Source organism: Kitasatospora sp. NPDC023120, from assembly GCF_055560835.1.
The window spans coordinates 1-24,788 of sequence record NZ_JBVHHY010000040.1; the positions used below are offsets into that span (position 1 = coordinate 1).

The 24,788-nt window shown below is 69.5% G+C and carries 13 protein-coding genes and 1 pseudogene; 3 read left to right on the forward strand and 11 right to left on the reverse strand.

Annotation, left to right across the window (positions count from 1 at the left end; all coding sequences use genetic code 11):
- The 3 genes from ACZ3TI_RS36780 to ACZ3TI_RS36790 all read right to left on the reverse strand — a co-directional run.
- On the reverse strand, window positions 1-257 hold a 257-nt coding region (locus ACZ3TI_RS36780; RefSeq protein WP_465734203.1), incomplete at its 3' end, for a Gfo/Idh/MocA family oxidoreductase.
- Between the two features lie 51 nt (window positions 258-308).
- Window positions 309-2,945: a hypothetical protein gene (locus ACZ3TI_RS36785; RefSeq protein ID WP_465734205.1), complete on the reverse strand. Its 2,637-nt coding sequence runs from the start codon at window positions 2,943-2,945 to the stop codon at window positions 309-311.
- Window positions 2,946-3,096: 151 nt separating this feature from the next.
- A complete protein-coding gene (locus ACZ3TI_RS36790; RefSeq protein ID WP_465734207.1) occupies window positions 3,097-6,180 on the reverse strand; it encodes an AAA domain-containing protein in 3,084 nt (1,027 codons plus the stop codon).
- A gap of 199 nt (window positions 6,181-6,379) precedes the next feature.
- Here ACZ3TI_RS36790 and ACZ3TI_RS36795 point away from each other — a divergent pair, with 199 nt between their 5' ends.
- Window positions 6,380-8,035: an N-6 DNA methylase gene (locus ACZ3TI_RS36795; protein WP_465734209.1), complete on the forward strand. Its 1,656-nt coding sequence runs from the start codon at window positions 6,380-6,382 to the stop codon at window positions 8,033-8,035.
- Between the two features lie 7 nt (window positions 8,036-8,042).
- On the opposite strand, the gene ACZ3TI_RS36800 is transcribed toward ACZ3TI_RS36795, so the two are convergent.
- The 5 genes and pseudogenes from ACZ3TI_RS36800 to ACZ3TI_RS36820 all read right to left on the reverse strand — a co-directional run bounded on the left by ACZ3TI_RS36800 (window position 8,043) and on the right by ACZ3TI_RS36820 (window position 14,976).
- Entirely contained in the window at window positions 8,043-10,178 is a 2,136-nt protein-coding gene (locus tag ACZ3TI_RS36800; RefSeq protein ID WP_465734211.1) for a UvrD-helicase domain-containing protein, read from the reverse strand.
- 40 nt (window positions 10,179-10,218) lie between these two features.
- Window positions 10,219-11,424: an McrC family protein gene (locus ACZ3TI_RS36805; RefSeq protein WP_465734213.1), complete on the reverse strand. Its 1,206-nt coding sequence runs from the start codon at window positions 11,422-11,424 to the stop codon at window positions 10,219-10,221.
- Window positions 11,421-13,286 (reverse strand): annotated as a pseudogene (locus tag ACZ3TI_RS36810) (DUF4357 domain-containing protein); the annotation flags it as partial. The pseudogene ACZ3TI_RS36810 and the gene ACZ3TI_RS36805, both read right to left, overlap by 4 nt.
- A 133-nt stretch (window positions 13,287-13,419) precedes the next feature.
- Complete coding sequence (locus tag ACZ3TI_RS36815; RefSeq protein ID WP_465734215.1) at window positions 13,420-14,535, reverse strand: hypothetical protein; 1,116 nt, start codon at window positions 14,533-14,535, stop codon at window positions 13,420-13,422.
- Between the two features lie 174 nt (window positions 14,536-14,709).
- Window positions 14,710-14,976 (reverse strand): hypothetical protein, encoded by a 267-nt coding sequence (locus tag ACZ3TI_RS36820; protein ID WP_465734217.1) that lies wholly within the window; start codon window positions 14,974-14,976, stop codon window positions 14,710-14,712.
- 243 nt (window positions 14,977-15,219) lie between these two features.
- Here ACZ3TI_RS36820 and ACZ3TI_RS36825 point away from each other — a divergent pair, with 243 nt between their 5' ends.
- Window positions 15,220-16,071: a helix-turn-helix domain-containing protein gene (locus ACZ3TI_RS36825; RefSeq protein WP_465734219.1), complete on the forward strand. Its 852-nt coding sequence runs from the start codon at window positions 15,220-15,222 to the stop codon at window positions 16,069-16,071.
- A gap of 10 nt (window positions 16,072-16,081) precedes the next feature.
- On the forward strand, window positions 16,082-16,333 hold the full coding sequence (locus tag ACZ3TI_RS36830; protein ID WP_465734221.1) for a DUF397 domain-containing protein: 252 nt from the start codon (window positions 16,082-16,084) through the stop codon (window positions 16,331-16,333).
- A gap of 111 nt (window positions 16,334-16,444) precedes the next feature.
- On the opposite strand, the gene ACZ3TI_RS36835 is transcribed toward ACZ3TI_RS36830, so the two are convergent.
- The 3 genes from ACZ3TI_RS36835 to ACZ3TI_RS36845 are packed head-to-tail and all read right to left on the reverse strand — an operon-like array spanning window position 16,445 to window position 24,758.
- Window positions 16,445-17,695 (reverse strand): hypothetical protein, encoded by a 1,251-nt coding sequence (locus ACZ3TI_RS36835; protein ID WP_465734223.1) that lies wholly within the window; start codon window positions 17,693-17,695, stop codon window positions 16,445-16,447.
- On the reverse strand, window positions 17,692-21,834 hold the full coding sequence (locus ACZ3TI_RS36840) for an Eco57I restriction-modification methylase domain-containing protein (protein WP_465734225.1): 4,143 nt from the start codon (window positions 21,832-21,834) through the stop codon (window positions 17,692-17,694). Before ACZ3TI_RS36840 ends, ACZ3TI_RS36835 begins: the two co-directional genes overlap by 4 nt.
- On the reverse strand, window positions 21,834-24,758 hold the full coding sequence (locus ACZ3TI_RS36845; protein ID WP_465734227.1) for a helicase-related protein: 2,925 nt from the start codon (window positions 24,756-24,758) through the stop codon (window positions 21,834-21,836). Before ACZ3TI_RS36845 ends, ACZ3TI_RS36840 begins: the two co-directional genes overlap by 1 nt.
- Window positions 24,759-24,788: the final 30 nt, after the last annotated feature.

Consider the following 24,788-nt stretch of genomic DNA (forward strand, 5'->3'; position numbering starts at 1 on the left):
GTCAGCTCGGCGTGTGTCTCCGTCGGGGTGGCGAGTACCACCAGGTCCGGCCGGTGCTCGTCGAGCGCCCGGGCGAGGTCGTCGTAGTGGGGCGGTGTGCGGCCTCGAAACTCCACGTGCGCCACGGGTCGGGGATCGACTGTGAACTCCAGTTGCACGTCCGGCCGTTCGGCAAGGACGGCGAGGTGGGTCTCGGCGATGATGCCGATCCCGACCAAGCCGACACGTACCGGCTCGACGCCTACCGGGTTGGCCATGAGCTCTCTTCCCCTCGTCGATCCCGCCCCACATCTCAGGGCTCCGGTGCCTCATCGTCGAGCAGCCATCTCCGCCCACCGGCCCAACGACACGGCCGGGCCGTCGACCCACTCGACCCGCGGTTCGTGTTCCATCGCCGCCGGGACTCCCTCGATCCAACTGGTCACGATCGGGACCCAGTAGGTGTTACCGCCCGACCGACGGGTTCGCGCGTCGAGCTCGGCCCGGGTACGGCGGGCACCGTCGTGGTCCCCGTCGAGGACTCCGAGCAGGACCTGGGCCACGTCAGCCAGGTTGTGACCGCCTCGGTACCCGATGTCGTCCGCCAGCCGCCGGGTACCCTCTATCGCCTGGACAGCGGCCCCGTCATCACCGGCCACCGCGTGAGCGACCGCCTCGGCGGAGCGGACCTTGACCAGTTCGACCGGGTTGGGTACCAGTTCGAGCAGGTCCCGCGCGCGGGCCGCCGCGTCCGACACCGCTGCCGTGTCACCGGACCAGCACACGGTCTGTGCCAGGTTGGCCAGCGCCTTCGCCTCCGCGGCGGCCAGGCCCTCGCGCCGGGCCAGGCCGATCGCCTCGTCGTACGCGGCGCCCGCCTCGTCGAAGCGGGCGTTGACCCGCCAGATGTGTCCGATCAGCCGGAGCCGTTCGCCCTCGTCCTCCGGCCCGCGGCTGCGCTGCTCCCGCAGTGAGGCCAGCGCCGTGCCGAACCTCCCGTTGAGGTAGTCGAAGTCACAGAGCCAGTACCGGGCCACTGCGTCGAACTCACCACCCACCAGGGTGCGGTAGATCTCCGCCGCCTCGGTGTAGTCCCCTTGGTTGCGCAGCGCGTGGGCAAGGTGGATCCGCAACAGCTGCGCCGTCGGGCTGCCCTGCGGTACGCCCTCCCCTGCACCGCCGAGCAGCTCCACCGCCTGTGCGGCATGGCCTGTTCGGCGCAGCCGGACGCCCTGTATGGCTGCGAGCACGGCCTGGTGTTCCGGTGTCCCGGTCCGTTCGGCGCTGAGCCCGGCGCCCAGCTCCGACCACTGCCCCGCCTCGACCAGACGCTGCGTGGCACGAGCCATCCAGTCCTCGAAGACCCCGTACGTCGCCGAGAGCTTGAGACCGGATTCCAAGGCTTGGGCAACAGCGACCCGCCCGGCACCCGGCCCGAGGCGCTTCCCCAGCCAGGCGAGCAGCCGGGCTGCAACCTCGCTACGGTCGCGGTCGGACCAGCCGTCCGGGAGCGTTCGGTCAGCCTCGCCGATGGCATGGCGGAGCGCCGCGTGCAGGGCGTACGGCAGCGCGTAAGCGTCGTCATGGGTCAGGAACGGCCGGCGCAGGAACCGGGCCACGCTGCCGTCGGAGACGCCGGGCTGTCCCGCCCGCAGCAGCTCGGCACCGACCCGGTCGGTGAGCGCCGCGGTCCGGACCAGGTCGCGTTCCTCCCGGGGCAGGTCACGGATCGACCGGGTGGCCACCGCCGTGAACGAGCCACCGAAATCCGCCGGCGACGGCTGCCCGCCGCGGGCGAGGAGTGCGACGAAGTGCGACACCGACAGGTCCAGGTACAGGGGCAGCCCCTGGCCGCCCGCGATGATCCGTCGACGGACCTCGGCAGGCATGGCGGGTTCGCCGTCCCGGACGAGCGCCTCGCGGAGGTAGCTGTCGGCGTCGGAGTCCGAGAGGTAGCCGACGAGATGCTGGCGAGGTTCCACGGTGTCGTTGCTGAAGTGCAGATTGGGCCAGCACTGCGGGCCGGTGAAGTCCAGCTCGCCGCCCACGCCCGCGTCCGCCCAGTCGATCCTGTTGCGGCCGGTAATCACGAACAGCACGTTGGGCATCAGGTAGGCGCAGCGCTGGATCAGACGTTCCACCGTGCGGTCGGCACGCCCGTTGACCACCTCGAAGGTGTCCAGGAACACGCATACCGTGGGCCGCCCGGCCGCCCGGCTCCGGTGTGGCAGGCGGTCCAGGTCCCAAGCCAGCAGGTACGGGAAGTAGGAGAGCGTCTCGTAGTCCGCGTCCGCCTCGACCAGCTCGGCGAAAAGCTCGCAGTCGGCCAGCAGCCGCCCCTCGCGCACCCGGTCCCGGACAGCGCGGTAGGTGGCCAGGGCGGCGCGATGCGCAAGCCCGGTCAGCCCGCCGAGCCCGGCAGGGTCGACGTCCCGCACCGTCTCCGCGATCTGGTCTCCGAGCCCGACGCTCCGGGAGGCCCGGCGTAGGGCCGGTGAGGTGTCGAGGAAGTCTTGCAAGGCCTCCCCGGGGTGCGCGCGGGCCCAGTACGAGGCGAGCGCCAGGTCAAATGATTGCCACCGGCTTCCCAACTGCCCCAAGCCGGCCCGCAGGCGCAGCAGCAGGCCCTCGATGTCGCACGCACCGTCCTCGGACAGGTCGACCCTTACGGCCACGACGTCCTCGCGTCCCTCGGCCACCGCGTCAGCGAGCAGCCGGCGCTCCAGCTCGTGGGACAGAGTCGTCTTGCCTATGCCGCCGACCCCGTACAGCGTCAGGACGTTGCGGCGCCCCTGCGCCCGGTCCATCACCGGCGAGACCTCGGCCTCGTCCAATGTCCGGCGCAGGCACTCCACCGACCGTTTGAAGGCCGCCACCTCGTCGACCCGGTTGGTGAAGACCTGCTGCGCCGTGACGGTGGACGACAGTCCGCTCATGAACGCGGCCCGCAGGTTCACCCGTGCCATCCTGCCTCCTTCTCCGTGCCGCCAGGGCAGGTGTCCGGTTCGCATCGCACAAGGAGCATTTTCCCTGAAATCATGTCAGTTTCCGGTGCACCAATACAAGAAGCCGCCGCCCTGACCGGCGGGAGTACGGCCAGAAGCACGTTTCCCGCCCTCAGGACAACCAGCGAACGGCCTGCTCCCGGGTCACCCGCGCGGCATCGACGTACCAAAGCCCGTTCGGCTTGTCCCACCGGGCCTTGAGGAGTCTCTTGGCCTCGTCCTTCTCGCCGTACGGGACGTTGAGGTAGAGCCGCCCGTCGATGATGTCCCCGGGGCGAATGCTCGCCGCCCCAGTCGTGCCGGGAGCGGCGGGCGGAGACGCGGCAGGTCTCACGCTGCCGGCAGTGTCCCCGGCCGGCCGTGGGTTCCACGCAGCCCGCTCCTTGCGGGCCCGGTCGATGACCCGGCTGACCCGTTCACAGGATGCGGGGTCGGTGAAGCGCATCATCAGGTCGGTCGGCCCACTGCTCGCGAGCAGGTTGAGCGAGCCGTGCCAGAGCACGGCGTTGTCGAGGATGAGGACCTTCTCGTGCATCCGCTCACGGAAGCCCACCTGGCAGCCGGCCGCCCTGAGGATGTCGATCTGCTTCTGGTGACGGGCCGCCCCGGCCGCCTCCCGTTGCTCCTCCGGTGACCGGGTATGGACGACGACCCGCACTCCGTCGGCCACCCGGGCACCCAGCAGCGCCGACCAGCGGCGCACCGGCGTCGGATCGAGGAAGGCGCAGTAGACCTCGATGCTGGTCCGGGCCCGCGCGATGTCCCACTCCACGGCCTTCTGCACCTCGTCGGCGGGGAAGAAGGCCGGCCGCGCCAGCTCCTCCTCGGACAGGACCGAGAGCTGAGCCGCGTCCCGCGTCGGGATCAGCTGGTCGGCCGAAATCACCTGGGCATGGCGCTCCAGGTGGTCGAGCATGGTCCGGGCCTCGCTGTGCGGGCCGAGATGCTTGCGCAGGTGCTCGACGTCGGCGACGACGACGAGGTGGTCCTGGGCCCTGCTGAGCGCGACGTTCAGCAGGCGGCAGGTCTGGGAGGAGAGGCCGGTTCCGGCGTAGAAGATGCCCGGGTCCTTTCCGGCACCGACGGCGGTGTCGAAGACGACGATCGGACGCTGGCTGCCCTGGAACCGGTGAATGGTGTCGACCAGCCCCTCATAATCCTCTCCGAACCGGTACTTCAGGCTTCCCTTCAGCGCCTTGACCTGCGCGCGGTAGGGCGCGATGACCGCCAGCCGGTCGGTCGCCCGCTCCCCCACCCCGCTCTCGGAACTCCCCCACTTGCGACCGGGGAGCACCCCCTCGTACTGGAGGCCGCGGACGAGCTCGTGGACGACGGCCTCGTTCACTGTGTTGGCCCGGTAGTCAGGCCCCGGGATGCGCTGCTTGGAGGTGTCGACGAGGATCACGGGGACGTCGATCAGCGGGTTGGGCGGGATCCGACTGCCATCGCCGCGTCCAGTGGCGAGCGGCGCGTCGGGGTAGGCGACAGCGTTGACGAGTCGGCAGATCGGCTCACGCATGCGGTACTGGGTGTCCAGCGCCACTAGGCGTGGGTCCTGGCGTACGGACCCGTGCTCGCTCACCAGGCCGGCCGCATGGAAGGCGTCACGGGCAACCCAGTGCCGCGCGTGTGTGCGCTCGTCCTCCGTGGCCTTCCGATCGCCGTCTCCCTTGGTGACCGCGGGCAGTTGTCGGAAGTCGCCCGCCACGACGATCCGCTTGCCCGCCAGGCCGGCTGCCAGCCAGGCCGAGGGCAGATCCACCATGCCCGCCTCGTCGACCACCACGACGTCCACCCGGTCGAGCAGCTTGCGCGACTGAACCGCCTTGGCCACCGTGGCCCCCATGACCCGGCACCGGGACCGTACGGTCTGCTGGATGCGGGCGAGCTGCCGGTCGAGCTCCTGGATGCGCTCCTGCAGGTTTCCGGCCTCGCGCACCAGCGCCGCGTACGCCGGGAGGCCTTCGAGCCGGGGCCGAAGACCCGTGAGGCGCCCACTGGTCGTGCTGATCCGGGCGCCCAGTTCCTCTGCCTGCTTCCGGGCGGCCGCTCCGACGTACTGAGAGGTGAAGGCGGCCTCGGTGGCCCGGGCGAGTTCGTCCCGCAAGGCGGCGAGCTCTCGCTCCTTTCGCCCGGCGAAGAAGCCCTTCGGTTCCCTGGCTTCGGTGACGGCCAGGCGCAGCCGGGCCGCCTCGGCCTCCGACCGCAGGGCGTCCCGTTCCGCAACCCCGGCAGAGTCAGCAGCGTTCTGGTGGGCTTTCCGGTCGTCGGCGAGGCGCTGCTCCAGCTCCCGGACCTCGTCGTGCAGGGCGACACCGGCGCGCGCCCGTTGCAGGGCCTCCCGCGCGACCCTTGCCTCCTCGCCCAGTTGTGCCGAGACCCGCCCAGCGATCCGGTCCGGGGCGACGTAGTCTCCGTACCGCTCGCGTAGTGACGGCAGTTCGATCTCCCCGGCCCGCTGGACGAGGCCCTCGGCGAAGCCCGTCTCGGTCTTCAGGAGGTCGCAGATCCGCTCCAGGGCCTGGTCGACGGCGACCTTGGTCGGAGCCAGGAAGAGGACATTGTGCCCCTGGCGGACGTTGCCCTCCACGATGTGGCCAACGACATCGGTCTTCCCCGTGCCCGGCGGACCCCAGAGGAACAACGCCTCGCTCGCAAGGGCCTGGGCGACCGCGGTCCGCTGGCGGGGATTGAGCTTCAACCCGTGCCAGCCGGCCACCCACCGTTCGGGATCCGCCGCCCGGCCCACCGCCGGTGCTCCCTGCCCGACGATCCACCCGGCACTCTCGATCCGGATGCCACCGTCGTCCGAACCTGCCGCCCCCAGGCGTTCCGCGAGCACCAGCAAGCCTGCCGAATCGTCCTTCCGCACCTGCACGTTGCGCACCCCGGCCGGCAGGCTCTCGGCCACCACCAGTCTGACCTTCCCGTCCGGCATCGGGGAGGCCTCGCCCGGGATCCAGGCGCCGCGCGCCTGGGAGGGACGCACGAGAACAGGACTGCCGTCGAAGGATCCCGGCCATCTGCGGCAGCCGAAGAGGTACTCGTACCGGCCCTCCGATGCGGATACCGGCTGCCCGTCGGACAACGCTGCTTTCTCCGCGTCCTTGGCGTCGTCGCGCCGTTCCGCCCGGATCTCCGCCTGCACGGCGACCAGAAGCTCATTGACCGGGTAGGGCCGTTCGGCCTGCGTCATACGTTTGCACTCCCCCCTGACGTGTGCACAGTGCTTCGCCCACTGTACGGAGCGCTACCGACACCGGGGCCGGATTCCGCCAACCGCCCCTTGATGTGCTCTGGTCGGCTCCGTAAACGAGGCGTCACGTAAAGCCATGTGAACGTCGCCAACATGGGTTGCCTTTATGGATGGCACACTCGCCGTGTACGGTGGCCGAATGACGGACGACACTCGCCACGCCCCTGATCCGCTGATCACCGGTGCCGAGATCGCCCGGCTGGCCGGAGTGACCCGGGCCGCGGTTTCCAACTGGCGGCGGCGCTACGACGACTTTCCGGCACCGGCCGGGGGTGGGCCGACCAGTCCTCTCTTCAACCTGGCCGACGTGCAGGCATGGCTCGCCAGGCAGAGCAAGGGACACCACGTGTCCGACGAGGTTCGGCTGTGGCAGTCCCTGCGCGGCGAGTTCGGTGAGGACGTCGTCCAGGGGCTGGCAGCGGTCGCCCGGCTCCTCACGGACGGTGCGGCCCCACCTCGTCTCGGGCCGGAGATCACCCGGCTGGCGCTGGAGATCGCCCAGAGCACCTCCGGGGCCGAGCTGATGGACGCCCTCACGGAGCGGTTCCTCGATGCCACCCGCCGTGCGGGTTCCGACCAGGTCTCCTCCCCTCGAATCGTCCGGGCGGTGCAGCATTTCACGGGCCCGGTCGCGGACACGGCGACCATCCTGGATCCGGCCTGCGGAATCGGCACCCTGCTGCTCTCCCTCGGTCCGGCGGACGGCCCGGCCCGGTACGGCCAGGAGGTCGATGCCTCGATGGCCGACTTCGCCCGGCTCCGCGCGGCGCTCAGCGGCCGCACCCGTACCGAGATCCGGGCGGGGGACTCCCTGCGCGACGACCAGTGGCCGGGGCTCAGGGCCGACCTCGTCGTCTGCGACCCGCCGGTGGCATGGCCCGACTGGGGGCGCGAGGACCTCCTCCTGGACTCACGCTGGGAACTCGGCACCCCCTCGCGTGCCGAGAGCGAGCTCGCCTGGCTCCAGCACGCGTACGCACACACGGCTCCGGGCGGCAGGACCGTCATCGTCATGCCTGCCTCCGTCGCTTACCGGAAGGCAGGCCGACGTATTCGTGCAGAGCTCGTCCGGCGGGGCATTCTCGCCCAGGTCGTCGCCTTGCCGGCGGGAACCGCGACGGCGCACTCCCTCCCCGTCCACCTGTGGGTCCTGGTGCGCCCCGACGGGCAGGCTGCGCAGACCGTCCGCATGGTGGATCTCACCGCCAACACGCCGGACGGACCGCTCTCCCCTCAACCCGACCAGGTCGTCGACATCCCGCTCATCGATCTCCTGGACGACGTCGTCGACCTCACGCCGGGCAGCCACATCGGCAGCGCCAACCGGGACTACCTCGTCGAGTACACCGCCCTCCGCGACCAGTTGCGGGAACAACTCCGCGCCCTGGATGCCCTGCTGCCCCGGCTCACCCCGGGAGGCGGGCCAGGAACGCTCGACACCGCATCCGTCAGCGTCGCCGATCTCGCGCGCGCCGGACTGGTCGAATACACCGGGGGCGAGCCGGTCTCCGTCAGCGAACACCTCGACACCGACTACCTGCACGGATTTCTGGTCAGCCCCGCCAACCGGCGCCGTTCCACCAGCAGCACCGGCACGTTCCGCGCCGACACGAGGGGCTCCCGCATTCCCCAGATGGGCATCGAGTCCCAACGCCTGTACGGCACGGCCTTCCGCGCGCTCCAGGACGTCGAAGCAGGTACGCGCCGTCTCGCACAGCTCAGTCAGCAGGTGACCGAGCTGGCGCGCGAAGGCCTCACGAACGGCGCGCTGACCCCCACCGTCGAGGAGGACTGAACCGCCCTCACCCGCGCGAAGGCAGGAAACCGCTCGCAGCCCCGCTCCACGAAACGGCCAGTGCCTCCCGTGCGCGGGTACAGGCCACGAAGAGCAAGCACCGTTCCCGCAGCATGTCGGTCTCGTGCTGCGACTCGTCCACGTCCACCGGGGTGATCTCCCGCGCGAACGGCACGGCACTCGCGCTCACCCCGAGGACGGCCACCGCGCGGAACTCAAGCCCCTTCATGGCGTGCATGGTGGCCAGCCGCACACCATCCGCGCCCGGCGCCGGACCGTCCTTGACGCGCACGACGGGCACACCGGCAGCGGCCAGCCGGTCGTAAGCCTTGTCGAGCAACACGTTGAAACGGCTGGAGACGCCGATGTCGGCGGGACGGATCCCCTGGACGATCCAGCCCTCGATCCGTTGCACGAGTGCGGCGATCTCCGCCTGCTCCGAGGCATGACCCTCCACATGAGGCCTGCGACCGTGGAGCAACGAACGGTATCCCGCAAGGCTGTCCGCGCCCTCGCCGCCCAGGTCCTCGACCGCGGCGGAGCCGATGATCCCGGTCGCCCAGGCGAGGATCTCCTCCGTGCTGCGGTAGTTGATGCGCAGCCGGCTGGTGCGGCCCTTCACCTGGATCCCCAGCGAGCCCAGCGACACCCGCGAGTCGTAGATCCGCTGGTGCGGGTCACCGGTGATGAACAGGTCGTCCGGGCCGGATGCGACGGCCGCCCGCAGCACCCGCCATTGGGCGGGGTGGAGGTCCTGCGCCTCGTCGACGACGACGTGGTCGTAGCGCGCCGCCGCGCCGTCGAGCGCCCGGGCCGCCTGCGCGCAGACCTGGAGGTGCGTGACCGACCCCCGCGCCTTCAACGTGGCCTCGAAGAGCTCGACGGCCGGCCGCAGCAGCTTGCGCCGCCCCGTCACGAGCGACCTGCCACGCCCTGGACGGTCGGACGCGAGGTAGTCGTCGAGCGTACGAAGGTCGTGGGCGAGGACCACGTGCCGGTATTCCTGGGCAAGGAACTGCTCGGTCCACGGGAGGTCCAGCCGCTTGCGGATCCGCTGCCAGACCAGCTGTTCCTCCCGGTCACCGATGATCGCGGGCACGCGTCCCGCGTGTTCGGTGAGCGTCCGGTGCGCGAGGGCGTTCACCGTCGTCACGTCCACCCGGGCGAGCTGCTCGCCGTCACCGTCGAGGAGCAGCGCCAGGTTCTCCCTCAGGGTCGCCGCCAACGCGTTGGTGTAGGTGGTGAGCAGCACGCGCGTCTCGGGCGACCGGGACAGCAGGTGCTTGACGCGGTGCAGGGCCACGACCGTCTTGCCGGTGCCGGGGCCTCCGGTGACCTGGACGGGGCCGCGGTAGGAAGCCCGATAGGCGACCCGTCGCTGCGAGGGGTGCAGAAAGACCCGCCACGCGGCGAACGGCTTCTCCAGGATGTCGGCCAGCTCGCCGGGGCCGGAAACCAGGGTGATCCGGCTGGCGGTGTTGGCGATGGCCGCAGCCAGACTCTGCTCGGACTCCGGGACGGGGGCCGCAGCGCGCCGTTCGACCACGACGTCCCGGTACACCTCCTCCGGCGTGAAACCCTCCGCCAGGAACTGCAGGACCTCGAACTGGTCCTCGGGCAGCAGCGTCCCGAACGCCTCCAGCTGCGGCCTGTCGACCACGGTCCGCACCGCTCGCAGCACCTGGTCGTCGATGCCGAGGTCCCGCAGCACCGTGTCGGAGTACTCCGCGAACAGCAGCGTCGGCGCGGTCGTCGCCGCCTTCTCAAGAGCCGGGGTCAGCTGCTCGATAGCGACGACGTTGCGGACTTCCAGGGCGCGGGTGGCCGTGTTGACGGTGTAGAGCCGCTTGGCCGCCCAGGTGTACGCGTCGTCGTGCGGCACGACGTTGATGAGCAGGAAGACGTCACTGCCGTCGTCGGGGGCGAGGACGACGCCGCGCCAGAAGTCGTTGATCCTGATCGTGCGCATCCGCGGATCGCGCGCCTTGTCCACGGACTCCAGGTGCAGGCCCTTGTCCGCGTGCAACTCGGGCACGGTGAGCTGCTGGAACTTCTGCATCGCCTTCCGGACGCCGGCCTTGACGGGCTTCTCCAGGACGTCGTAGCTCTCCCAGAAGCTGTTCGCGAACGCGAGCTGCGGCACCGACGGACTCCCTACCCCCTGGCGGCTGTTCCGATCGTGATCATACCGTCACGCCCGGGGCCATCTGCCAGGCCAGGGAACGGATTTCACCGAGCAGATCGGCCGGCCCCCGATCGAGGTCCAGCGCGTGTTGATGGATGATGATGCCCGCGTGCCGCACCCGGTGGGCGGCGTGCGGGGCGTTGCCCTTGGCGTAGACGAGGTGCCCGTCCGGCAGGCCGAGGGCGGTGCAGTAGGCCAGCATCTGGTAGAGGTCGCCGTCCGGGAAGCCGCCGGACTTCTCGGCCTTGTACTTGGCGTCGGCCACTGCCTGCGGTGCCCCATCCGAGCCGTACAGGACGAAGTCGGGCTTCATGCGGATCTCGCCCGCCTCGTCCAGGTGGTGCGGGTCCTGGAGCCGACAGGTCCGGTCCGTACCCCGGAACGCCTCGCGCAGGGCGACCGTCACGAAATCCTCGAAGAGCTTGTTCATGTTGAACAGGAAGCCGTCGATGCGCAGTTCACCGGTGGCGTGCTCCGGTGACGATCCGTCGAGGACCACGCGGGCGAGATGGAGCGCGTGCTGGTAGCGGACGTTGAGGCGGGTGGGGTGCCAGGTGGGGAGTACCTGACCACGTATGAGCGGGGAGACCTCCGCGAGGCGTACCCGCTGGTGCAGCAGGCGGCGGCGCACGTCCTGGGGTACGCCGGGCAGGCGGAGCAGGTGTTCGACAGCGGCGCGCAGGATGCGGGTCTCCGCAATGTCGGTGGTGAACTCGTCGTACGCGATCTCCACGGGCAGGGCGGCGCCGAACCGGCGGCGTATCTGCTCGGCTTCGCGGATCCGGCCCCGGACCACGAGCGCGGACTCCTCGACCGTGCGGTAGCCCTGGAGGAGACCCTGTCGCAGCGCCCGGTCCACCTGACGCTCCACGGCGTGGGCAAGGGCTGGCAGGAGTTCGTCGTGGTCGCCGATCTCGACGTCCCCGTCCCGCCAGCCGCGCGGGTCGAGGCTGTACCCGATGAGGAAGAAGAGGCGGGCGATCGGCACCTTGGGAGTGATCCGCAGGGCGACGGGATCGCCGCCCGGCACCGCCAGGCTCACCGCGCCGATCTTGCTGCCGGCCCGCAGTGTCCAGTGGCCCGTCCGGTAGGGATCGGGGGCCGCGGTGTCGAGGATGCGGGAGGCGGCGATGGCCCGGCCGGCGGCGTCCGGAAGGGGAACGGACACCGCCGGAGCGTGCTCGGTCAGGTGGACGACGGTCACGACTCGGCCTGGGGCTGGTCGTCCCACACGATGTCGCCCGGCTGCACGACGAACCTCGAGCGTCTGGCGGCCACTTCGGCCTGCAGCGCCGCGAGGCCGTAGCGCTTCTCGATGTCGACGCCCTCGCCGTAGTGGTGCTCCTCCAGCAAGGGGAGAATCTTGGTCCGCCAGGTGCGGTCCAGACCGCCATCGCGGTAGACGCCCGGCTTCATCAGGTACGAGGGGCCGATCCGGAAGTCCGCGTCGTCGATCCGGGCGTTGAGGGTGTCCAGAAGGTCGGCCGGCTCACTGTCGCGCTCCTGCGCCGCGAGCCAGCGTCGCAGCAGGCCGCTGGTCGGCTCGATGCGCGGCGACAGCTCGACGAACGCGAACCGGCGCCGCATCGCCGCGTCGACCAGGGCGATGGAGCGGTCGGCGGTGTTCATGGTGCCGATGATGAAGAGGTTCGGCGGGAGGGCGAAGTCGTCGCCGGAGTACGTGAGCCGGACGGCCTTGTTGCGGTACTCCAGGAGGAAGTACAGCTCGCCGAAGACCTTCGCCAGGTTGGCCCGGTTGATCTCGTCGATGATCAGGAAGTGCGGCACGTGCCGGTTGCCCTCGCGGGAGGCGAGGTCGGCGAGTTCGCGCAGCGGGCCGGCGGTGAGGCGGAAGGCGACCTCGCGGGTCTCCGGGTCCTCCTTGGGACGGAAGCCCTCGAAGAAGTCCTCGTAAGCGTAGGAGGGGTGGAACTGGACGAGCTTGACCTGCTCGGGGCCGCCGCCCAGGAACTCCGCGAGCTTCTGCGCGAGGTACGTCTTGCCGGTCCCCGGAGGGCCGTAGAGGACCAGCTGGCGCTCGTCCCAGAGGAGATCGCGGACCTCCCGGAGCCATTCCACGTCGTGGACGAGCAGTTCCCGGGCGAGCTCGGGAGTCGGCTCGGGCAGCGCCAGCTCTCGCCGGGCGATGAGGATCTCCGTACTCGGGTCACGCTCTATCGCCTCGGCTTCCTCCTCCAGCTCCTGGTCGCTCACCCCGAGTCCCTTGATCAAGGCCTGCACGGAGGTGAGGTCGACGACGTCGTGCTGCACGGAGAGCTTCTGCTGGAGCTCCTCGGGCAGGTCGGAGTACGGGTACCCCTCGCTCTGCCACTCGACGGGCCGGCGCAGGTTGGACCGGTCATCGTCCGAGGCCGTCTGCTCCGCCGGCCCGGTCACCTCGCCCACGTGGAGCCGGCCACCGGAGATGGTGCACACGGTGTCGCCGGGCTTGATCCGGGAGAGGAAGGCGTGCAGCGCCTCGACGAGATCCTGCTTCTGGCTGTACGTCGCCGTGGACTCGTAGTCCTCCTGGACGAACGCGCGCAGCTGCTCCTTGCTCGTGCCCTGCCCGACGCCCTGCCGCAGCCGGGACGCCGCGAGGGTGACCAGGCCCTCCGGCAGCCAGAGCCGCTGGACGAGGTCGAGGCCGGAGACGTTGGAGCCGCGAACCAGCCAGGCGCGATTGGGGCCGACCCAGACGCCCGGCATGAACTCCGACAGCGGCCTGCCATCCTCCGTCCGCCACCGCGACCACCCATTGGCCGCACGGCCCATCAGGATTTCGGCGGCGGCAGACGGAGAGCCGCACTCCACGTCCTCGACCAGTTCGAGGTGCCCGGGCCAGCGTTCGGACGGCCGCAGCTTCCCGTCGTTGATCAGCTGTGTCCGAAGGCGATTCGAGGACACATTCCGAACTGAGAATGATGGAACCACGTTCCCCCGGGCCGGCGCACCCGCGTACACCAGGAACTTCTGACTCCCGTTACTGCCCTTCTCCGACAGCAGCCGACCCCGCGCCACAGGCCCGCCATTGGGCAGACGCAGCCGAAACTCCTGGTACTCGTCCTGCACGGACCGCTCCCGCCCCTCGTTCTCAGAGATCCTGTACGCACAATAGGCCCTGCCTCTGACAAACAGGCCTGCGGGCCAGGAGGTCGGACGACTTCCGCCCTGACCACGGCCGGCCGCCCAGCAGGCCTCACGCCGGGCTCCAGCTCGACTTGTCGAGGATGACCTCCCTGGCGAGGTCGTTGCAGGAGTGGAGACCGTTCCCCTCGGCATCGACTGTGAAGATGAAAGCCTTCGCCTGGTCCGCGAAGGCGCAAGCAGGCTTCGTGGCAGAGCTCTCCGACAGCACCATCAGGCGTCGGCCTTGCACAGCGGCCACGCCGTACAGCCGCTGCACATCCCCGACGCCCATGCTCCTCGGACGGCTCCACCATTCGATCTGGAAGGTTTCCGACTCAAGTCGGCTGCACGTGTCGTCCGGTACGACGTCCGCGAATCCCATCCGGGCCAACTCCCGCGCCGCGCCTTCGACCAGAACCGAACTCGCCGACCGGTCGGCCACCATCGGCCGCTGCGCGGGCAGGCCGTGCCGGCTGACGGACCGCTCGGCCACGGTGGGGACATGGGGAAGGCGGGCCAGATCCGCGACGAGCCCCGCGAGCTTCGCCCGGTCGATGCGGCCGGACTCCACACCCGGGACGACGGACGGCTCACCGAACAGGAGACCGCCCAGATCGAGCCACTGCCAGATCCCTCCCTCCTCGGCCCGGACGCTGGCACTCCACCCCGACAACGGCTTGCTGGACACCCTGATCAAGCAGCCCAGGCCCTGGACGACGACGAAATGCCCCTGGTCACGCCCGAAATATTCGGCCTTCGTACCTCGCTCGGCCTCCACCGCGCGACACCAGTTCTGCGCCACGGCCATCAGCACATCCGCTCCGCGGGCCGCCAGGTCGTCCGCGAGCTCCACGATCTCGCCGGTCGCGGGCTCGTCCCACCTCCAGGGCGTCTGCTCTTCCTCTCGTTCGAGCTCGGCCACGGCCCTGGCATGGAGAGCGTCCACCAGGACATCCATGTCCGTGATGCCGGCCCAGATGCGAGGCGGCTCGGAGAGCTTCGGCCCCACGACCGCCCAGACCGGGGTGTAGTCGTACGGCTTGGCGAAGCGTACCTGGGCAAGGACCACGGAACGGCCCCCGGTCAGCGGCACCGACAGGTGCAACGTCGGCGATTGCGGCACCTCAAGACGCCCAGCCAGATCGGGATGCCGTGTACGGAACCTCTCGCCGAGTGCCTCGTACATGAGGAGATTCCCCATCGCTGCAAGCATGTCACTCGAAGGGAATCCCACAGCGGCCCCACTTTCCTGATGTAGCGTCACTAGTGCTTCTGCTGAACGGGATGCTATCGCCGCTCACCGACAAGCGAGGACCCGCGGCAGCAGACCCGACGGGACAGCGGCGGCGCGACGGAGAGCTCAAGCGGCGTCGGCCCGGTCGAGTGCGGCGACACCCGGCTGCGCGAGCCACACCAGCCGCGCGGTGATCCCCGGCCGCCGGGCGAAATGACGCACGGCACGCTCGGGCGACGCGAGGGTCATCCGCGTTCGCCCGTCGACGCCGACGATGTGCGTCGGCCCGTCGTTGTCGACGAGCCCCCAGGCCACGACCCACCCGTCGGAGTCCGCGCCGCCATCGCCACACACCTGGACCACGGCGAACAGCCGGGGTGCGGTGTCGAGCACGAGCCCGCACAGCTCCTGGTCGAACAGTGAGCGAGGGTTTTACGAGGGCGCAGCAGCCATGGAACTCTCCTATCCAAAGGGGAGTTGGACGGCGCGCCACCACAGGTAGCGTGCTTTTCTGACGCTCAATCAAAGTTAGCCGGTTGGTAGTATGTAGTCCATCGCCACTGGGGAATCCATTGCATTACCACTCCAACGAGTGAGTGGCGTCGGCCACAGCGGGCGAAGGGAAGGAGACAGCGGATGCCGCCCAGCAAGATCCCGCCGAGCATCCGGCAGCGGCGACTCGGCACAGAGTTGCGTCGGTTGCGCGAGAAGGCAGGGTTGTCGGTCACACGAGCCGGGGAACTCCACGGCACCCAGCAATCCCGCATCAGCAACATCGAATCCGGGGGATACCCGGTGAGCGCGGACCGGGTGCGGGCCCTCGCCCGTCTCTACGGCTGCGCAGATGATGCCTTGATCGAGGCGCTGACCCGAATGACCGGCGGCCGCACCCGAGGCTGGTGGGAGGAGTACCGCGAGATCCTCCCGGCCGGAGCACTCGACCTCGCGGAAGTCGAGCACCATGCGAAGTGGATGCGGATCGCCTCAGTGGTTCACGTCCCCGGCCTCCTACAGACCCCTGAGCACGCCCGTGCGCTCTTCCGAGATGTAGCCCCACCCTTGTCTCCACCCGAAGTGGAACACCTTGTTTCTCATCGCATCAAGCGACAGGCTGTGCTCTTCCGCGAGCAGCCGATCCCGCTGTCGGCAATCGTCCATGAGACCGCCTTGCGCATGGGCTTCGGTGGTCCGGAGGTTGCCCGTGGTCAGCTGGAATACCTGCTGACCATGAGCGAGCACCCTCACGTTGACCTGCGGGTGATTCCGTTCGGCACCGGCAGCTACCCCAGTTCCGGCGCCGGAATCGTGTACTTCGCTGCCGAGGTCGCACGGTTGGACAGCGTCCAGGTCGATGGGGATCGATTCGAGTTCATTGACACCGAGCCGCAGCTGATCAAGTATCGAGCCGTATTGGATCGGCTGGAAGCGAGCGCGCTCAAGCCTGAAGCGTCGCGCGACCTCATTCGCCGTATCTCCCAGAGCCCTTGAGACGGGAACAATGATAGCCATTCAGAACTGGCAGAAGTCCTCATTCAGCGGCGACACCGCCAACTGCATCTACCTCGCAGGAGCCCCTGACGGCGCCGTCAAGATCCGAGAGAGCGACGACCCTGACACGATCATCACCACCACCCCCGATAAGCTCCGGGCCTTCCTCTGCGGCGTGAAGGCAGGGGAGTTCGACCACCTCATCAAGCGACTCGCCCGGTCAGTCCTCCCCCCCCCCCCCCCCCCCGGCCGAGGCTCATGAGCAGCAAGAGCGCCGAGAGGACAGCCCCGAACCAGCCAATGCCAGAACCGACGCCGGCCTGGTCGAGGAACCCTCGAAACGCGACAAGTCCCACGAACACTCCCCAGGTCATCAGGGCAGAGCCGGGCGGCATGGACTGTCCGTAGCCATCCGCCGCCGGGGAACCCAGAGGCGCAACAGCCACACCACCATCCCCACAGCCACGAGCCGAACCGTGACCTCTGCCCACAGCGGGCCCGCGATCCTCCGGCCGAACCCCAAGAACACCGTCAGCACGAACCAGCCGATCGGCAACAGCCAGACCAAACGGGCCCCCGGCTCAGGAGACACGTCTCCCCCAGCGGCAGCCGCTCCGAGGTCCTGCGGCGCCGAGGACATCGGCGCACGCTGAGGCGGGACGAACGAGCGCTCCTCCGCGCCCGGGTGCTGCGGCACCGGCCGCAGCACCCGAGCCTGCGCCCGGCGTAGCCGGAAGCCCGGCCGGACGCTGTCGTGCTGGTCAACGTGGAGACGGAGTTCCGCCTGGAGAACGAGAAGACGCTCCGCCATCTCGTCGAACTCGGAACGTCGGAGAACCGCAGCCGCCTCCGCCTCCACCTCGGCCGCAGCAAGGCGGGATGTGGCCTCGGCGAGCAACTGCCCGGCCTCGGCCCGTGCCGCGTTCGCCGCCCGTTCGGCTTCCTCCTTCTCGCGCTGGAGGTGCAGCCGTTCCTCGGCGATGATCTGATCCACGCGCATGCGCTCGTCCGCAGGAAGCTGCTGCGGCGCCCGGGCCTCGGCCCGGGCCATGGTCGCGTCCCGCCACTCCATCAGGGTCCGGGCCCGGTGCTCGCCAATGCCGTTGACGTGGACCTTGCCTCCACGAGTTCGGTGGATCCACACCACCGTCCCACCACGGCCGTTGGGCGCCTTCTCGTAGCTGATGCGAGTGAAGTCGGCGGCCGTGCGGATGCCTTGCGCGGACAGATCGCGGACGAGCCCGTCACCGATGCCGTTGACCTCCTGCGGACCCAACGGGGATTTGGCGACCGCCCGATCGATGAACTGCCGGCGCAACGCCGCGAGCGCCTCCCGCTCCCGGCTATCACGGCTCCCGTCGAGCGCCGTCAGCCGGCGGGCACAGGAATCCTGTGCCCGCCGGTGCGCGCCATCAGCACGCCGAACCGCCGCGTCGTGCTTCTGCTGCGCACGGGTACGGTCCCGCACTTCCCGGTTGCGCCGCCGCAGATCCGCCCGCTCGAACGCCGGCCGCCCGGCGAGCAGCCGGCGATGCGCGGCCACTGCCTGGACGAGCCGCCGCCGCTCGGCACGGACCTCGGCGGGGTCCGTGCCGACGGCGGCAGCGGTCATGCTGTCGGTCAACGCACGCCCTCGGCGGTGGAGGCGGGATGGCGGGGGCCCTGACCGGGGTGCGGATCTAGCGGCGATTCGTATTTGACGCCGGTACGCCGGGACTCCGCCATGCGATCATAGACCTCAAGAATCAGGTCCCTGGTCCAGTAACTTCCATAGATGCCCGTATCCGCTTTTTCAATCACTCCAAAGGAGCTCATGACAAATTTCACACTGTCGCGGTCGACTCCATAGGCGTGAAATAGAGCCGCGTCAAGCTCTGCCCGAAGAAGCTCCCTGCGGGGGGCATTCCAGCCGTAAGGCGCATTGTCATTTCCATGATCCACAGCCAGCGGCTTCAAGTCACAGGATGTGTAGAGCAGTTCCAAAGCTCTAGGCTTGATCCACTCGGCCAGATCCTCCCCCTCGGCCACAGGGAAGGGGATGCGCGAGTTCGGACTCGGCACCGGAAGCTGCATGACATAGTTGTAAGTCATCGATGCTCCCGCAACCTTCTGGCGGGTCACGTAGTCAAAAATAAATGACGCCAGGACAGCATTCAAAAAAATGGCTTCGCGCTCTACAAGCATCAGCGGAAACTTGTGCCCCACGCCATAGGCTGGAAGCACAGTCCCGATCATGGTTCGCCTGTCAGTCGACCTTGCGACGTCCCGCCACCCCATCAGCCACGAGTGGTGCCATCCTTTAGCCGCCAATCGCGAGCGCACTCCCAGATCGAGAATCTCCCGCCCCTTGCTGTCCGCCTTGCCTGTCGGAGTGTCGAACTCCGGGACCCAGTAGCGCGGCAACGGGGCAAAAGACGGGTCGTCATGCTGCTCCGACGTCACCCGGGGCAGGGTGCCCATGTTGGACTGGGCTTCCGTCTGGCCTTCGTAGGTTCCGAGGCGGTGGTCGTAGTGGTGGAGCATCTTGGCTTCGTAGAGCGGCAGGTAACGACGGCCGTCCTTGGTGAAGATGTTGCCCGTGAGCTCCCAGCCGCCCGCCTCAAGCTGATCCTTGGTGCGGAAGAGGCGGGAGTCGTTCGACATGTGGAACATCGTCATGAACGACAGGCCCCAGGGGTTGCTGCCACCCTGCCCGTTCTCATCCGGCTCCCGAATAAGGACGGGGACCCGGCGGTAGATGCCAAGGGTGATCTCCGCGTCACGGCGGGTGCGGAATAGCGGAAGCGTACCCGTGTTCGGGTTTACCAGCAGGATCTCCTCGGGCGGCATCGCGAAGCGGCGGTCGTCCAGGTCCTCGATGTACCGGGTACCGAAGGCGAAAGAGGCCTCCCGCACGCGCTCGCCGATGCCGGTCACGGTCAGCAGCGCGAACCTGACGGAGTGATGCACGTCCCGGCTGAGGATGAACGCCTCATTCTCGAACTCCAGGAATGAAGCGAGGCGCGCCGTGCGCACCAGGTCCGAGAAGAACGGCGCGGTGGTCGCGTCGGTTGCGATGCCGGTAGGCAGGACCAATCCAAACCGACCGCGCGGGGCGATCATGAGGGACGCGGTCTCGGCGAAGACCGCATAGGTGTTGACGTCGCCCCGGCCGGCGAGCGGATAGCGCCCGGAGTTGCGGAGCAGGTGGCTGACACCTTCGGACCGGCGGCGGGCCGCAACGAAGTCGTCGTGCAGCTGGCGTTCCGCGTCCTCCTCGCTGTCCGCGAGCGCCTCGATCATCCGCTCACGCGCGGCCTTGTTCGACGCCTTCGCGATCTTCTCGTCACGGGTGGCGAAGAACTCCTGCTCCTGGAGCTTGACCCGTTCCCACGGCGGGTTTCCGAGCATGCAGCTGAACCCGCCGGCCCAGCCTGTGCGCTGATCGGTTTCGACTGCGCCGGAACCGTCAGGGACGGTGAACACCTCGGGGAACTCAAGGTGCCAGTGGAAGAAGCGGTACTGCTCGCGCAGACGCAGGATCTCATCATGGGTCGCCTGGGAGGCTGCGTCGGCATCGGGATCCTGCAGGGCCCGGAAGACATCGTGCGTAACGGCCTGCGGGGCACCCGGCACCTTCGGCCAGACGAAGGCGGCACACCACGCATCGGCGGCGTGCAGCGCCCGCACGTAGACGGCGGACTCCGACCACTCCGTGAAGGCGGACTCCTGTCGGCGAACGTCGGAGAGACTGTCCGACTTGGCCGTGGTGATGCTGCGCAGCCCCGATGCGAAGACGGTGTTGGCGATCTTCGGGCCGTCGCCGAGGTTGAGCAGCATGCTCTGGCCCGACCGCTCCTTGTCGTTCTGCTTCTCCAGCGACTTGGCGACCTTCTTGTCATCGCCTTCGATCGGCTTGAACGCGTCGTTCGGGATGCCGTTCAACAACAGTGCGGGGGTCGCACCAATGAGGCCGTTCCCGTGCTTCACATGCGCGTCGAGGAAGCTCAGCGCCTTGCCCGGCTCCAGGGCCTCCAGCCACAGCGACACCTTGGCCAGTTCCACGGCCATCGGGTTGAGGTCCACACCGTAGATGCAGCGGGCGACAACGTCGTGGAGGGCGGTGCGGACAGCGGCGACCGTCGGCTCCGGGTTCCGCTCGCGAACGGCCGCGACCCGCTTGGCGATGCGGCGGGCGGCGGCCACCAGGAAGTGGCCGGAGCCGCAAGCGGGGTCGCAGACCGTCAGGGCCAGCAACTCGTCGACGATGTCCTTCGCCGCATCGGGTCGACCGGCAGCAGTGGCCTTCTGCTCGCCGCGCTTGACGGCGTCGTCGATGACCGGGTCGAGTGCCGAGTCGAGCAGGTGGTCGATCAGTGAGGACGGGGTGTAGTAGGAACCTGTCGTCTTCCGAGTGTTGCCGGCCAGCTCCACCAGCTCGAAGGTCCGGTCGGCCGCACTGTGCTGCGGGACGAGTTCGAGCAGGGACTCGTAGATGGAGCCCAGTTCCTCGGCGTCAAGGTGCCGGTAGTCGACCGCGCGCCAGCGCTTGGAGCCCGCATCCCGCACCTGCGACAGGTGGCGAACCGCCGTCAGCAGGTACTCGTTCGACAGGGAAAGGCCGTCCAGCGGGACGTCCGCGTCACTGTGCGTGAATAGGCCGCCGAGGCCCGGCAACCCGAGCTCCGGGCGCCCATTCTCGTCGCCCAGCGCGTCGAGCACGACCCGCAGAGCCTGCCACCGGTCGCCGTGCGCGGTACCGCGCCTGCGCCGCGCGTGTTCGCGGAGCCGGGCCGAGGAGAAGTACGTGGCGTAGCGCTCGCGTTCCCGCTCCCCGGCCTCGGGCGCGTGCAGGACGTCACGGTCCTCGGCGACGAAGAGGAAGAGCAGCCGATAGGCCAGGCGCAGCAGCGCGTTGTGCAGATCCTGGGCCTTGAGGTTCTCGCGCAGAGCAGCGTTGTCGGGGTGGCGGAAGAAACCCGTACCCAGGGTCGTGATGGCGTCCTGGACGCCCTTGCGGAGCTGGTCCAGGGCCCTGGTCCCGGAGGCGATGGCCTCCGTACGCCACTTCTCCAGTCGGCAGGCCGAAGCCGCCGCGCCCTCCGCCACCTCGAACCGCGAGACGTGCAGCAGCCGGTAGAGCAGCACGAACTCGCTGAACAGCTCGCCGTCGAAGATCGCCTCAAGGTCGAACTCGACGTACGAGGCCGTCGCCAGGGCGCTGGAGTCGCGCAGGAGCCGAAGCCGACGGCCGTTGGAGAGCACGCCCCACAGGTGCGCCTCCGTGCGGTTGAGGCACTCCTGGAGCATCGACTGCGGCGGGATGGTCCCAGCCCCACCAGGGCGCTTGTCGAGGTCGGTGTTCCAGGGCGTGAGGTGGATCAACGCGTGCTGCCAGCGGTGGCTGACGTCGAAGGTCTTCGCCGCGTCGCTGTCGGCGGTGATACCGGCCGTGCCAACCGCCGTCAGCCGCCCGAAGCCCAGCTCCGCGAACAGCGGCTCCAGCCACTGCGCAACCGCGAGTCCCGTCGGGTCGGCAGCCGGAGCGCCCGTCTCGGCGTCCTCGGGGAGGCGCTTCCGAAGCTCACGCCACACACCCTTGAGGTAGTCCCAGTGGCGTTCGGCGTCATCACGCACCGACCGCGAGCCGATGACACCGTAATCAGCCGGCTTGGCGCCGGAGACGTCCTTGCCCTCGGCGATGCGGACCAGTATGTCGGCGGGCAGCAGCCCGCCCACCGTGTGGACGGCGGAGAAGACCTGGTTGCGGGTGGTGGCGGACATCAGGCGCCCTCTCCGGTCGACGTGTTCGCGGGCAGGTAGACGTAGGCGCCGAGTACGTCGGCGGGCTGCTGCGCACGCACGCGCAGGCCTCGGACGATCTCGCCGGTGGCTTCGCGGACGCGGCGGTGGGAGGCGTCGAGATCGGCGGCGAGCTGCTCGCCGTGCGACTCCAGGTAGCCCTGGACGTCCGGGAGTTGCCCCAGGATGCGGGTCATCGTCCGCTCGCCGAAGTGCACGTCGGTGTTGAGGGTGGCCTGGGCCCCGAGCAGGGCGAGAGCGTCCCCGTCCGGCAGCCAGACGGCGTTCTTCGGCGCGCCCTGGAAGGCGAGCAGCCGGGCGTCCTCGGCGACGATCTGCTTGTCCCCGCTCCGCGAGGGCAGCGTCAGGTGGAACCGGTAGCGCACCAGCAGCAGCGTCGTCCGAACCGAAACCGCGTCCGTCGTCACGACGCCGCAGCGCCGGGCCGGCCGGCTGCCCTCGGCCAGCGTGTCGAGGGCAGCGTTGAGGACGTGGCCGGCCAGGGCTCCCACGACCGGGTCGGTACGCACGAGCGCGGCCTCACCGCGACCGACCGCCGGATCGGTGCGGAACGGGATCGGACGCCCGGTCTCGACCGCGTCCCCGCCGACGACCGGTGCCAGGGCGTCGCGCAGCCCGGCCGGAGCACCCGAGACCTCCGCCGTGAAGTCCCCGCCCCCGGTGTCCCGGAGGACGGCGCCGAGCGCGTTGAGGGAATCCCGGACGAAGGTGCGGATCTCCCCCGCGCTCCCCAGGGCGTCACGGATCGCGGCGACCTCCCGCGCCACGTCCTGTGGGTGGATGGAGCGCTGAGCGAACCGGGACCGCGAGGTCTTCTCCCGCTCGGCGGCCGAGTTCCAGTCCTTCTCCAGCTCCGCTGCCTTCGCGTCGACCAGGTCGTCGACCGCGAACAGCCCCTCCTGCTGCCCTTCCCTCCCCCGCATCAGCAGCCACTCGACGATCGCGTCCGTCACACCCGCCGAGGTCTCGTCCGGCACGGAGACCGAGATGCCCAGGTCCTTCCTGATCTGCCGGTACTTCTTGATGAGGACTTCGAGCACCTTGCCGTCGATGCCGTTGTCGGCACCGTAGAGCGTTATGACGCGGACCTCGTTGCGCTTCTGCCCGTACCGGTCGACGCGCCCTTCGCGCTGGTCATGCCTGGTCGGGTTCCACGCGAGGTCGTAGTGGACGACCGCGTCGAAGTGGTGCTGGAGGTTGACGCCCTCCGACAGGCAGTCGGTGGCGACCAGCACCCGGCGCGCCGCCAGGCTGTCCCCCGCCTCCTCGGCGAGCTTCTCGATGCGCTCGATGCGCTGCTGCGGCGAGAGGGTGCCCGTCACAGCGGCCACCGTGGCCTTGACTCCGCCCTTCCCCTGGAGCGCCTCGGCGACGTACTCCGCCGTCGGGATGTAGCGGCAGAAGACGATCGGGTTGTAGCCGTCGGCCAGCAGCGCCTTGAGGTGCTTGATCAGCGCCTTGAGCTTGAGGTCGTGCTCGGTGCCCTCCAGCCCCGCGGCCCGCTCCGCGAGCGCCGCCAGCCGGGCGCCCGCGTCGTCCGTCTCGGCGCCGGGCGCGACGTCCAGGCCCTCCAGGGTGTCGCTGTCGGCGGAGTCGCTGGTGAGCGGCGCGCCGAGTCGGTCGGCCTCCTCCGCAGTCGCGGCGACGGCGGTGGCGGAGCGGGTGGTCAGGGTCTGGGAGGCGGCACGCGGAGAGGAGACCAGCGAGCGCAGCAGGGCGATCGCGGACCACCAGGCGATGCGGGCCTCGCGTTTGCCCTTCGCCCCGGCCGCCTCGACGCGGTCGCTCGCGTAGGCGATGGCGTCGTCGAGGAGGGCGCGGTAGGCCGGAGAGAGCTTGTAGGTCTCGTCCTTGAAGTACCGGTCCGCCGGGAAGGCGGTCTTCTCGGCGAGGCTGTCGTCGCTGAGGCCATCCTCCTTGGTCAGGTACTGCCGGATGTCGGCGCGCTTGCGCTGGACGAAGTGCCGGGCGAGCAGTTCGCGCCCGCGCTTGCTGTCCAGGTCAACGGTGGCCAGCTCGGGCTTCACCAGGCCGAGCAGGTCGCGGAACGCGGACTCCTTGCCGCTGTGCGGCGTGGCGGTCACCAGCAGCAGGTGCGTGTCCGCCTTCTCTGCAACCCGGCGCAGCAGCTCGTACCGCAGCTGATTCTGCGAGGAGCGGCCGCCAGGGCCGGAAGCGTCGTCGGCGGCGACGCACGTGTGAGCTTCGTCGACGATGACCAGCTCGGGGCAGTGGCGCACGAAGTCGTCGCGGTGGCGCGGGGACTTGATGAAGTCGGTGGACACCACCACGTTCGGGTACCGGTCGAAGATCGACTGCCCGAGGTCCAGGCCCCGCTCAAGGCGCGGCACCGTGGAGGAGAGCACGAGTTCGGCGTCGATGCCGAACTTGCTGCGCAGCTCGGCCTGCCACTGCTCGGCCAGAGCGGGCGAGCACAGCACGGCCAGCCCCTTCGTCTCCCCCTGGGCGAGCAGTTCGCTCGCGATCAGGCCGGCCTCCACGGTTTTGCCGATGCCGACGTCGTCGGAGATCAGCAGCCGGACGGTCTTCTGCCGCAGGGCCATCAGCAGCGGAACGAGCTGGTACGCGCGCGGCTCGACGGCGATCCCGGCGAGGGAGCGGAACGGCCCGGCGCCGGAGCGGAAGCCGATCCGCAGGGCGGAGCGGAGCAGGCCGGCCGCACGCTGGTCGCCGAGGTCGGCCGGCGAGGGGGGAGCGAACTCGGCGCCCTTGACGTCCTCGAAGGCCGGGAAGACGGCTGCAATGTCGTCGTCGGAGCCGCCGAGGGGGCGCAGCACGAGCATGTCGGCGGCGCTCTCGGGCAGCACGACCCATTCGCGGCCGCGAGCGGTGACCAGGGAACCGGCGGAGTAGGTGGGTGTCATCAGGTGAGGTCCTCGTCGGGTGGTTCGTCG